Below are 13,856 nucleotides of genomic sequence, written 5' to 3' on the forward strand. Positions count from 1 at the left end.
GTCTCGCGGTGATGGTCCTGTTTCGTCTGCGGCGCGGAATGTTGCGGCGTATTTTATGGAGCACCATGACGCGATCCTCCCGGTTTTGAAACAGTATCTCTCGGCGGCTGGCGCGCCCCTCGTGATCAATTTCGACGCCCACCGCGATGCCGAAGGCCGCAGCGCCGAGGGCAACTGGATCTCCGTGGCCAAACAGGAGGGGTTGTTGTGGAAGGCGATCACGGCGCCGAGACTGTGGCGTGTCGAGAGCGGTAAGATCCTGCCGCTGTTGGTCAAGGCCGGCCGGGGAGGGTTCAACGTCGTCATTTCTTTCTGCTTCGATTACTTTTCTCTCGGTAGGACCTATTATCCTCAGGCAGGAGTAGCTCCTTATCATCTTTCGTTGTCCGAAGCCGCGGAAGACCTGATGTTCATCCGCCGGTTCTTGAGAGACGGGGAGGTTGAGCCGTGTTGTGTGGTCGGTGCCTATTCCAGGGATTATCTGCATGGCCTGGCTGATGCGGCGTATGTTGCCGGTCTTGAGATTTTGATCCGTCAAGAGTTTGGCGCCGTTTCGTCGTTGCGGGAAGATGAGGAGGCTGTTGCGGGGGTGTCGTCCGCCGCACAGGCCGCCAGGGGGAATGGTTTTATCGGCGCGATCCGGATCAATGAAGAGACCCTCCAAGACATTGAGAAGTATGCCGCTGTGACGGTAAACAGCGCGACAGAAATGCACGGACTGATCATGGCTGCCGGCAATTTGACAAGATTGTTTGATCTCCCCGAGAAACAGCTTGAGGCTGAAGGCCTTAACCATGTGGAGCGTTACTTGCGGCTCAAGGCGATGTTTGCCGATAGTTTGAGGCAGTGGATCAGGGACAACAACATTGATGTAGCCACACTCCTGCCCGTGGTCGACATCCATACGCATTCCCGCAGGCATTATTTAAGGTATACCGCCGTCTTTGGCAAACCCCTGGAAAGAAGACAGGAATTTCCCCTTTCTTATGCGGTGTCTCCAAGCAGCCACGATCTGTACTACTGGGGTGCTTTAAGGCGGCAGGATTTCGGGGTTTATGGGCTGTCTTTGGGCGTCGAAGATAAGGATTATTTCCGCAAGATTTGCACGGATGTCCTGCGTCGGGAACACGGCAGAAAGATCGACGGGGGTATCGCCGTTGCGATCGCTGCCCTTGTTAAAGGAGAGCTTGTCATCGGCGCCTATCGGCCGGCCCAGGGGATGTCGTATGACGAAAGCAGGGGTGGTCTTTTTATCGAATTATCCAACGGTACGTCCATTGGCCATCCGGAGAGGGCCCATGCCGCGGGACTCATGGATTATTTAGGCGTGGAAGTTTCTGATGCAAACGGAGTCGTCAGGACGTTGATTCCGGATTTCGTTTCGTATGCCGTTGATTCTCGTGGTAAAGAAGTGATATCGTCGGCGGCGCAAAATTCCACACAGAACCAGGATCCTGGGGTGAACGGCATGCGGTGGCTCCTGATCAAGGCCAAGCCCGGCCAGGATAAGAAAGTCGCCGCCATGCTCAAGGCGAGGGGATTTGCGGTCCTTGCGCCGAGAGATAAGGGTTTTTTCGGTTACCTATATGTGAAGGTTCTGGCATATCAGCGGGTGGACGACGTGATGTTCTTGCCCGGCGTGATGAACCAGGCATCTTGTGTCATGTCTGCTGGAGACGTCGCTCTTGTCAGGGCGGATATGGAACAGCGCCGTGTTGAAACCGGAGATTTTTGGGAAGATGCCAGCTCGGCGGCAACCGCCGGTCCGCGCATTTTGGCGGCTGACGATCGTCCCCAGGTGCTCGAGATTTTGATTTATTTTCTGTCCGAGATTGACGGAGCCGTGGTTGAAAAGGCCGAAGACGGCATAGCCGCCATGGGAAGGCTTGTCCAGCAGGACGTCGATGTGCTCGTTACAGACCTGGACATGCCGGGAATGGATGGGTATCAATTGGCCGCAAATATTAAGCAGTTGAAACCCGGCCTGCTCATTGTGATGCAAACGGACAACGATGCTGTGTTGCATCCGCAGAATAGCCGGGACCAAGCCAGGGTGGCCGAGATTTTGCAGTATGTTGACGTTATTGTTTCAAAGGACCCGGATGATGTCGTCGCAGCGGTGGGCCGTCTTTGGGAAGAAAACAGGCTTAAGTCTCTCTCTTCGCCGGCGGTTCAAAAATTAACTCTGGGGAGACTGGAACGCTACTACGAAGATAATGTGGCGCCTATCCCGGGACCGACGGTCGGCGGACTTTTTGCGCCGGTGTATTTTGCCGACGTCAAAAAGCTGGTGAGACACTTGCCGGTACAGCCGTATTTCAGGGGTGTGCGCCGCGCCGTAGACTTAGGGAGCGGCGACGGACGCCTCGTCATGGCCCTCGCTGCGCAAAAGAGCTTTGAAAGCGTGACGGGTTATGAAGTGGATGATGAGCTGTTTGCTTTCAGCGAGCAAGTCCACCGCGGCTTCGGCAGCGAAGACGGGGTTTCGTTCAAGAAAGAAAACTTCTTTGATGTCGATTTCGGCGGTTTCGATTTTTATTTCATCTATGCCAAGACGGCCGATGCCGAAAGATTGGGCGGCAAGCTTGTCCGTGAGGCGCCGGCTGGAGCGCTCGTTGTCATCTATCAGTATCAGCTGGATGGGCTTTGTTCTTTCCTGAAGGCAAACGGTTTTGTTCTCGTCGATCGCATGAGGATCCCTTATTTCAGCGTCGTTGAGGGAGAGGTGGCCACGAGTTTCGCTGTCCTGGAGAAGGCCTCTGCCGCCCCAGCCCCGAAGGTTCCTGCGGCGCTGAGTTCGCCGGCCCGGCTCGCGACGCTGGGGGAGGTCGTTTCTTTTGCGTCGCGCCACAGGTATTTCCGGGACGCCTATTACCACGAGGAGAATCCTTCTTATCCGACGGGGTGCGGGTGTTTTGCTTATCTGGTGGCCGAGGCCATGACCGCCGAGGCGTTCGATGTTTCCGTGCGCTGGAGCGGCCTGCGCGATCATTTTCATCTGTCCATTCCCGTGGTTGATCAGGCGGGCCGGCCGACGGAAGCCGTCGTAGATTACACCGCCGACCAGACGGGGCTGGGAAGGATATCGCCCGTCATCAATTTAAGAAGAGATCTGAAGGCATGGTTTCCGCATGCGTATCGTCTCTGTTGGTCCGATTCTTCACGCGTCATGACATTCCAGGATATCTGCATGGACAATTTTTACCTGGAGTTCATCCAGATATGGATGCTCGTCGAGACGCTCAAGGGAAGTTTGCCGAATGACCCCGCAGGCGTTATTCACGGGACAGGTGTTTTTTCTTCGCCGGCATCGGCGGCGGCCGCAGGACAGAATTTTCTCGGTGACGTCCTCCATCTTTGGAGATTGCGTCATCTGGCCGACCCGCATGATTATGCGGCGTGCGAAACCTTCCTGAAAGAGATGGAGCGCCTGGAATCCGTTGGCGATATCGTTGTGTCCGGTTCTGAACATAGCCTGTGTTTGGCGATCGGATCGGCATGGAGACGGCTGTCGGAATCTGCGGATGGCCTGCGTATTCCCGTCAAGGAGACGATCCGCCTCCTGAGTGAGAATGTCCGGCAGCACGGCGGCGATTACGGTATCGTCGTGGTGCGCCCTGGATTTTCGGGAGAGCGGATCTGGGTTGCGGCGATAGACGTGGGGCCGGGTTTCCATCGCGGCAGCGACGGGGTGCCTGTCATCCGGATGATCGAAGGCAGGGGGTTTGTGCGCCGTCCGCAGAGCCCGGGCCGCGGTGTCGCATTGGGTCAAATCTATGGAATGAGCCGGGAGATGACGATCTTCTCGGCAGGACATGTCTGGCAAAAGAACGCTCCTGTTGTCCGCCGCGATGCCGCTGTCGCGCGGTTGCGGGGGGCGCTTGTGGTGAGCGAGCTGGTTGCGCCGCGCACCGATCTCGCCCAAGGGGCGCCGCGTGTTGGCCTGCAAAGTTCCGGTGCAGAAAATTTCGGTTCCCAGCAACTGCGCGGCTTAAAAGAATCCACCGTCGCCGGCCGCTCCATCCTTAATGAGACTTTAAGGTCTGGCCTTAAAGTCTCATTACAGAGGGAGGGGGCGATGGCGGCGGCTGCAAGACGAGTTTTTGAGACACATGATCAGGCCTATACTCATATCAAAAATGCCGTCCTGAAGGGGGCGATCCCGCGTGGATTGCCGCTTCTTTTGGTGGATTATCACAGCGATGATGTCTTGGCGGGGTCAGAGGATGCGGGAGCGGCCAACTGGGTGAGCAAGCTGAAAGAGGAGGGTTGGATCGGGAAAGTCTTTTGGCTGTATCCGCAACGCGGCCGTCTCCTCTTGGGCGACGGCAGATATCTGCATCGTCAATCCGGCGACATCGCCTTGCTTTTGACGCAGGAGGTATTTCCGCAGGGCCTTGTTCTTTCGGTTGATTTGGATTATTTCACGACATCCCCTTGTGCCGGCCAGGCAGCTTATGCCGTTAAGCCGGGCGAGATCGCGGCCGCCGGCAGCCGGATCCTCGCATATCTGTGGGAACGCCAGATTCCCGTGAGGCTGATGAATGGTGCCTTTTCGCGTCTTTATGCGCAATGGGACAGGAAGAACGCGGAAGCATTTGAAGAGTTCCGCGCATGGATAGAAGCATATGGTGATGCGTCCGGCCGGGTCTTGTCGTCGCCGGCGATCGGGGGACCCCGTCGTCCGTGGCAGCCGGGACCCCCCGCCTGGGTGACGCGGGATTTTACCCCGGAAGGCCTTGAATTGCTGGAAGGACTGTTGCGCGAATTGAAGAATCCGCGGCTCGTCATGAGAATGCTCAAGAATTTCCAAAGCTGTTACTGTAGTTACGCACCGGAACGGATCGACGAGACGGAACGGGGGATTTTTCTTATCAAGAAGTATTTTGTCCTCAAGAGGATTTTGAACAAGGAGAATATGCATTGGGTGGTTCAGAAGGCGATATATGAGATACTTCAGCGCTACGGCCCGGAGGACAGGATGCCTTCGTCGCCGGCGCTCGGCCGCGACGTCCTTTCCCCTGCGGATATCCTCAAGATTGCTCCACCAGCCGGAGGTCGCGCCGGGTGTTTCATCATCGATAATTTCCATGCATCTCACGGCAGCATGGTCCGTAACATCGTCGAGACGCAACCAGGAACCCTCTGCGAGACATGGGCGGTTAATGCGGGGAATTGGGACGGCATGGCCATCGAAAAGTCGCTTCTGAAAGAGACCTTGAGGAACATCCTTGATTTTACGCGCAAGCATGCCGGTGCGCGCCTTGTTGTGCACATGAGCTTCGGCGGCGCATTTTATCTGGAAACGGACATCGAACATTACCGTCTCCTGGAGCGTATCCGCGAGCAAGGCATTCCCGTGATCGTCTCCGCGGGGCACCGCCGCAGCGAAGAGCTCGTCTACCGCGCTCCTTTTCCGGGGTGCGTGCCGGGTGTCATCACCGTCGCGTCCCTGACCTCTGTCGCGGACGGACTCCATGAACATTCCCTGCCGGGCGATTTCGCCATGCCGGCGATCGACCGCAACGGCTCGACGTCCTACACGGCCGCTGCATTTTCCAGCCTTCTGCTTTTCGCCATGGCGGCGAAGAATATGAAAGGAATAGATGCGGTCCGGCTGATGCGCGAGGCGGCGGTGCCGCTTTCCATCGGCGATTGGAACCGGGAGATCATTGCGGGATTCCGGGAACCCGTGAGGACGACGCAGGCAGTCCTGCGCGCTAACGTATGGAAGAGACTGGAAGCTTTAAGTTCGCCGGCTTTGAACAAATTCAGCGAGGGTGCGTCAGCGAAAACCAAAAACTACTGGGAGGAGCTCTACGGGAGCAGGAACTATTCTGATTCCGGCGGAAAGTGGGGCATGCGGGCATTGCTGGAACACCTGTTTAAGTTTCGGCTGTCGCAGAGAGGCCGGCCTTTGTTGATCCTGGATATCGGCGGCCACCAGGGCGAGATCTTTGCGGGCCGCGGTTTCCGTGATATCGCCATGAATGTCTTGGTCGTGGACATCGGCTGCCGCGGCGATATCGACAAGGAAGGGAACGTCGTTTTCCTGAAGGGCAATGCCGAACAACTGGATCGCCTGGTCCTGCCGGATCATTCCCATCTGTTCGGCGGCAAGACGGCTGCATTGCCCCTTGTGGATCTTAAAGGCGCATTCGATATCGTGTTGCTCTCGGATGTGTTGAATTATGTCGATTTCAGGAAAGTCATCTCTTTGGGTATTCCCTTTGTTTCGACGCGCGGGTATCTTGTTCTGCTCAACACGCCGGATCAGGATGACGGCCGCGGGACATTTTTGAGTTTATTTTCACCGCATGGTGTTAAAAAATCCGGGCAGTTGGAAGATTATATGGAGCGGCAGCATGGGGCGGCCATCGAACAGATCGATGTGGATAAGGAGTTTGACGCCGGCGACGGCCACGGCGGTCTGATGTATGCGTTTTCCATGCTGGGTTCTCCTCGCTCCGAGCTGCTTCTATTTAGACCGCGGACGGCGGCGAACGGCCAGGACATGCCGGGAGATCTTTCTTCCCCTGCTGCATTGCAGTCTTATTCTGAAGACGATGTTTTTCGCTTTCTCTGGGAGCGGCGGCACCGCGAGGTCCTCATTGTTGTCGACGGGCCGTCGGGATCGGGCAAGACGACGTCGGTCCGCCGCATCGCCGCCAGGGTGCGCCGGCAAAAAGAGATGAGAAAGAAATTCATCGTTCTGGAGGGCGATAAGATCGATCCCCATCGCCATCATTTTTTCCGTCACGGGCATTACGCACGGGAGCTTAAAAGGGTCCTTCGCAGGGCACTGGATCGCGGCAAGACCTTGATCCTTCTGGAAGGATGCCACAGCAGGAGGGAATTTCTGCTTGTGCGGCGCGATTTCGACGACCTGGAGGTTTTGTTCCTCGACATGATCACGGCGCCGTATGAGGTCGACCCCGATATTTCTTCTCCTTCCAGAAAACACATTTTTGAGGTTGCAGGAGAGCGTTTTAAGATGAGGGTCTCCGGCGACAATCTTAGCCCGATGGTGCGGTTTTCATCCCAGGCGGGAGAGGACGCCGGGTTCATTTATGGCCTGACCCAGCCGAGTCTTGCCGACGGCCAAGAGCGGTTCGGCATCCGGGGGATGCGCCTGGAGGCCGGATTCAGGGGCAGAGGGTTGGCGGTCCCGTTCATCAGGGAGTTTATGGTTTTCTTCCCCACGTTCTGGCTTCACGAGAACATCATTCCCACCCTGGGTTTCATCATGCAAAGATTTTTTGGGTTTGGGCCCGTGGCCCCCAGGCCTGAGAACCTCGTGCATATCGGCCGGCCGGGCGCCGACGGCATCATACCGTTGTTCTTCCCTTGGATGCGCAACACAAACGGCGTGTTTCCCGCCAACGGCGTTGACCTGGAGTTCCGCATCGTCGATTCCGCCATCCGGGATTATGCGGAGGCGTATGTCCGCACCGATTACAGCGATTCGGACGTGAGTTCACCGGTGCGGACGCGCGACCTGGTGGATTTTTCCCGGTTCAATAAAATGGATTATTTCGATTTTCCTGTTCTTGTCAAAGACGGCCCGTGGGCCGAACGCATCACGCTCTGCACCTCCCTGATCGTCGCCCATCCGTCGGCGATGTTTTTAAGACGCTATGCCGGCGACCATCCCATCCAGCATAGCTTCGACACAGACATGCTGATCGAAGATTTTGCAAAGACGGTGGCGCTGCCGGATGCGCGGTTTTTGTTCGTCCATACGAAGATTTCCGACGAGAGGGAATTTATTTACGAGGTGGCCTATCGGCTCATGGATCTGGGTGTCGGCGAAGACAGGATCGCCACAGAGCCCTTGCGGCAATCGGTCCCCATGATCTCCATTTTTGTATATCCCGACGGCAGGGTTGTTCTCCACAAAAAGGAAGGAGAGCGCCTCCTGGATCCTCTGGCGCTGGCGGAAGTCGTGACGTACGGCGATTACCTTAGAGATTTATCGAATCCACGGATCGTCACATACAAGAATGGAGAGCCGTCTTCTTTCAGCTCTCCGGCGATAGAGGCAGGCTCCGCGGTGATCGGCCTTGTCGGGCTCGGGCGTCACGGACGTCGTCATCTCAAGACCCTCGTCGAGCTGAATGTAGGCGTGCGCGCCGTCGACCGGACGATTGACGCAACGATATACGAAAAATTCGGCCATAATGATCTGGTGCAATTGTGTCAGATCGAAGCGGCAGAACTGTTTAATGATCCGGTTGTAAAAGCTGTTATCATCGTGACGCCCGGAAATACCCATTATGAGCTTGTCAAGCAGGCCTTGGCGGCAGGCAAGCACGTTTTGGTGGAAAAGCCCTTTACCGAGACGACCGATGAGGCGCGAGAGCTTGTCGCTCTGGCTGCCGATCGTCGTCTTGTCTTGATGGTGGGACATAACCGGTTCTACCTGCCGCACTTCCAGCGCCTGATGGCTATGGTCAAGAGCGGCCGGTTGGGCGATGTCCTGGCCGTCGAAGGCAAGTACATGCATCCTTATCAAAATGATGATCGGACGCATACCGCTTTAGAAGGCATGGGTTATCATCTGTTCTACTTGATCCATGGCTTGCTTGGGCAGGATCATCCGACACGATTGATAAAAGGCGTCTGTTCGGAGGATTGGGAGAAAGTGGTGTTGGAACTTCTTTATAAGAACGTCCCTGTGACCCTTACGATGGACCGGAACTTTACAAGTAAAGTCGTTTATGTGACCGTTCATGGCAGTAAGTTCAGCGCTACCTTTGATTGGTCTCATGAGCCCGCTTTCACTCAGTTGTTTGTCGCGCCCACGCAATCGGCGGCCGTTTTCGATCTGGGCTCGCCTGTGGCGAAGTCTCGCCGAGATATGATGAACGGAGTTTCTCTGAAGGCGGACTCGCCCGATGCGACGCTGTTGCGGCAACTGCAAGGGCAAAATGTTCTCGAGGGCGAAGACGCCGAGCCGTCGTTGTATCACGAATTAAAAGTTTTTCTCGAGGCGATTCGCACGCAGATGAATCCTCCGAGTGACGGCGTCGCCGCCATCAATATTGTAGAAACCATTGAGCGGATCCGTCTTATGCTCAAAGGGGCTCATAATTCTTTTTCCAGCCCTTCGACTTCCCTCAGGACGTCGGAATTGAACGGTATTAAACCTTATATTTTGGCCAATTCCTCCAGCCCTTCGCTCCGCTCAGGACGTCGGCAACAGGATGTAATGAACCTGAATTTTTCGGCTGTTTCCTCCAGCCCAGAAAGGGCGGAGCTTCTTCTTCCGATGAAAGAAGGCTCCAGCCCCGTCGCCATCAAAGGCAAGGAAAGTTGTGTTCAATTGGCTAAGGAAATTGCCCGCGATCACTTCGGCATACGGGACATTGTCGGCGCCCACCAAATGCTTAACGGTACCGGCAGTAAACACAAACCGGTATTGATCGAAACGCCGTCCCGTAAAGTCATATTGCGCAGGGGAGGAACGACGCTGGAGGAGTTGAGGTACATTGTTTCGGTGACAACCAGGTTGCATGAATTCGGTCTTCCTGTCGCGCGCCTCTATCCGAGGATAGACAGCGATGCCCAGGGCGCCGACAGATATTTTGTGGAAAGAGGCCGCAGTTTTTACCGGGCCGAGGAATTCGTCGAGAGAGGCAGAAATGTTTCGGTCCAGGACGCCACCCTGGAGCACTTTGAGGCCATGGGCCGCCTGGCGGCAAGGATCAATAACAGCATGGAAGGATTCGTGCCGGAGGGAAGCCGTTCGTGGAAAAATCGCCTGGGAATTCTTGACGATTTGGAAGAGGCGTTGCGCGGATATATGGAGGAGGTATTGACGGTGCCGCCGGCCCGAAGGCATCCGGAACAGCAGGCATTTATCGATCATTTCATGTTCTTTATGCGCCAGGCCGAAATAGCGCGGCGCCGGTATCAAGGCAACGGTTCGGCGACAGTCCCTATTCATAATGACTTGCACCCGGAAAACGTTAAATTCAATGATGCAGGAGAAGTCGTCGGCTTGTTCGATTTCTGTATCTCCCAGTCCGACGATAGAATCGTCGAAATCAATAATCTGGTGTTGGGTCACAATGCGTCAGCTACCCCCATGTTTTACAACAAAGAGAAGCTTCTGAGAGTGGTGGCAGCCTATGATGGAGCCGCTCATAGGAAATTTAGCGCCGACGAAATAAGGAACATCGTTGAGGTTGTCCGCATCCGTTTCTTGGAGACAATCTATATCAGGTTTGTCCGTCATCATCCCTTCAGATTAACAAATATCTTCGATTATCCCGAGCTGGCGCCTTTCGCGCTGACGGAGATCGGAATGTTCAGGCAATTTGCGCGCGAGTTCGCTTACGAGAGCCAGACGGAGGCGTTTATCAGCCGCGTTACCGAGCGACGGCTGTTTTCTGTATCTGAAGCCGATTCTTTTATTTCTTCGGCAGCCCATAAGATTGAAGGGGCCCTGGGAGATCGTCGGATATTCTTTGGAAATATCATCGACCCCGGCATGAACGTGGCATTGGTGTCGCAAGAGAATGCTCCCCGGGAAGGGGAAGAAAACTCGTTTGTCTATGACATTGTTTGTAACGGACGGGCCGTCAGAGGAAACAGGGTCCATATAGAGATAGATTCACAGAACAGAGAAATCAATGTTCCGGTCATTTGGACGGCAAACCATCCCGCAGCGGCCAGGTTCCGCGGCGTAGGCTTGAGTGTGCTTGAATTTCTGCGTCATGAAGCCCTTCGCCTCGGCTATTCCGTCCGTTTTACCAATGTTCAAAGCCCAAGGCTCGCCAGGATGCTCGGGATATTTTTTGAGGATCTCAGACAGGCCCAGGAGCACAGCCGGGGTTATGATCCGGAGGGTATTTCCTGGGGAGGGTGGTTGAATTGCGACGTCATCGGTAAGCCCAAGGCGCAGGCCGTTCTCAGCGGGATAAGTTCGCCGGCTTTGATCAAAACCGGCGCTCGCCTCTCTGCGCCCGCCTCTCGACGAGGCCGAGGGAAGCCGAGGGAAGTCCCGCCGATAGCGACGGATTCTCCTGCGGCCGCACAACAATTCCCGGCGGTGTTTGACGTGACACGTCTGGCTGATGAAGGGTTTGAAAAGATCGCGCTCGCCGGCAGGGATTACGGCTTCCTCTTCAGTGAGATGTTGTGCGTGGGGGCGGACGCGCGTTACGTGACGGGTTTGACGGTCGAGGCCTTTGATGTATCGCCTCGCCGCCGCCAGGTCATGGATCTGGTGGGTTACGTGGATGTCGGATTTACGCCGTCAGATGGGTTCATGCACATGGCGTACCATCAGGAAGAGATGGATGAGGGTTTGTTTGAGGCCCGGCGGGACGCTTTAAAGATATGGGGCGGCGACAGCGGTCCCGTCAACAGGATGCTGCATGCCGTGCGGACCTCCGCGTTTGCAAAAGAGGGAGCGAAATTCCAGGATTGTTACGCCCTTGGGGTTGAGGAGGGGCATCGCAGGCAAGCCTTGGGCAGCATCCTTTATGCCTCGGCCCTCAGGTTGACCATGAACCATGGCAAAACGATATTTTCCGTCGTCAATGGCAGGACCGACGACCGCAGCCTTTATATGAGATTCATCAAGCCGGAGAGAAGGCCGGCCGTCCTGCGCCGCGGATACGGCGATGTCATCAACTTTTCTCTTCTGGATGATGTCTCCTGGACATCGTCCGGCGGCCTTTCCTTCGCGACGCAGGGGGACGACCGCCTGGTTTTTCTGATTGCGCCTCCCCACGGCGCCGGCCAGATTGTTTCAGACAAGGACCTGTCTTCTCCGGCTGCGCCGGCCGAGAGGAGAGTGCTTTACTTCCGCAGCGAGAGGATCAGAAGGACCATGGAGGCCTTCAGGCAGGAAAGGATTCCTCTCCTTTTCTTTAAAAATTTCACAGAGTGGCTCGGTCTTCAAAAGGATTATGCCGACCTTACAGACCAGGTCATGGCCCTGAGGCTCCTGTTGACATTGCCGGAGACGTCGGACTTCATGATGTGGGCAAAGTACTATCTCAAGATGGAAGAGGCCCGACGGGCGTTGGAGATATTCTGTGCTTACAAGCTTCTGCATTTCAGCGAAGGGGATTATGTCCGGTCCAGGCGGATTTTACAACGGTTGATGAAAAAGAGCCGCATCGCCGGCCGTCAACCGCTGCTTGTCAGCAAGGGTGAACAGTGGATCGACGAATACAACGCTTCGGTGACAGGTTCCTTTATCTTTTTGGGGCAGCCTACCGTGCGCGCTCTCGACGACCACGAACTGGCCGCCGTGCTTGCGCACGAATTGGGGCACAAGAGAAAGAAGCATGCGCTCGAGTATCTCAGGTTTGTGTCCAGGCATGGCTGGCCCGTCGGTGAAAACAAAGGGCCTTGGGAGGTTTTGTGTCACCGCCAGGAATTTGAAGCGGATGCCTTTGCCGTGCATTGCCTCTCGAAAGCCCGCTACCGGCCGGAGGCGCTGGTGAGCAGTCTCGCCAAGCTCGAGTCCCATTTCCTTGATCAGCCGTCGATCCAGCTGTTTCTGAGGCTTGCGTCTCAGGACAGGTTTCAAAGAGACAAAGAGGCCGTCCAGGAAGACGGGGAAGAAGACCGCCGGAAGATTTTGAAAACGCATCCGCCTTTTGCAGAAAGGGTGGCAGCCATCCAGAAAGAAATCAAATCCCTCTCGTCGCCCGCCGGTGCCGTTGTTGGGCCGGTCGCTGGCAAACCGCATGTCCAGGTGATGCCCGATCACGGCTTGGCTTTTAACACCTGGGCGCTTGCGGGCGTCAAGGGTGCCGTTCTGATCCATGCCGATGCCCACGCGGATACGGCTGTTCCGGCAGCCGCAGGCTGGGAAGAATGCGCGGATGCCGATCTGTGGGGCCTGCGTTTCAAGGAAGGGAGTTTTATCCATCCGGCCGTCTATTACGGCATGATCGATGAGATTTATTATGTGGTCCCGTCGCACAGCGAAGACAAGCCGTCGGAAAGAGAAATGGTTGTGAACAGCCGGCGCATCAGCGTTCATGTCTTGCGGTTGTCCGACCTTCCTGATTTCCGCCGGGAACAGAGGCCCGTTCTGGTCGATATCGACGAGGATTATTTTGTCGAGCAGGGCAATATGAAATCAGAGGTTTACCGCAAGATCGCCTTCGGTTCACCCCGGCAGGAGATTGAATCAGAACTGGGGCAAGTAATTACATGGTTCCTGAAGCGTTTGTTTACTGCGAGCGGCGTGACCACGCCCTTGGTCACGATCGCCGAATCGCCGGACTGGGTGCCGCAGAATTTTGTGCCGTTCATCACCCAGACGCTCAAGACGGAGATCAACCGGATGGTTTCAGTTTCCGGAGGTCAGGTTGGTGACGACTCGGATAGCTCGATCTCCAGCCCTTCGCTCCGCTCAGGACGTCGGCAACAGGATGTAATGAACCTGAATTTTTCGGCTGTTTCCTCCGGCCCGGCAGCCGGCGCCGTCTCTCGTTTGTCGTCGGTGTCCGTGCCTTTATTTGGTTTTGACGATGAGCTGTCGGGCGGCAACCGTGTGTTCGTATCCGATCTTTCAGCGCTTCGGGGCGGCCTTTATACGATTGAGGATTTCGACGGACGAGGTTCCCTGTCAGCTCAGGCAGGTGATAGAGAGGAGGTGGGGACAGGCGCAATCATAAGGATCCCCTGAGAGGTCTCTTGATTTCACGGCCAGAATTTCCCGGCCGTGATCGGAGATGAATGGCGGTTGCCTCTGGGAGGGAACCCCCGGGGGAGGGCAGCCGTAGGATTGCGAGGGGAATTGTTCCCAAGAAAAAAGGAGCCCCGGGCTTAAAGTCCGGGAGGATTCCACGATAACTTGGGGATTTGCAATGAGTTAGAAGCAT

The 13,856-nt window shown here is 55.9% G+C and carries 1 protein-coding gene (cut by a window edge); it reads left to right on the forward strand.

Annotated elements, in window-relative coordinates:
• Nucleotides 1-13,660: the end of a peptide arginase family protein gene (locus BU251_RS00160; RefSeq protein WP_128698900.1), read on the forward strand. It extends 105,401 nt beyond the left edge of the window; 13,660 of the gene's 119,061 nt are visible here — the last part of the coding sequence; its start codon lies off the left edge, out of view; it ends in the stop codon at nucleotides 13,658-13,660.
• The last annotated feature ends 196 nt before the right edge of the window (nucleotides 13,661-13,856 follow it).

The sequence above is a fragment of the Candidatus Velamenicoccus archaeovorus genome, from assembly GCF_004102945.1.
Taxonomy (GTDB): Bacteria; Omnitrophota; Gorgyraeia; order Velamenicoccales; family Velamenicoccaceae; genus Velamenicoccus; species Velamenicoccus archaeovorus.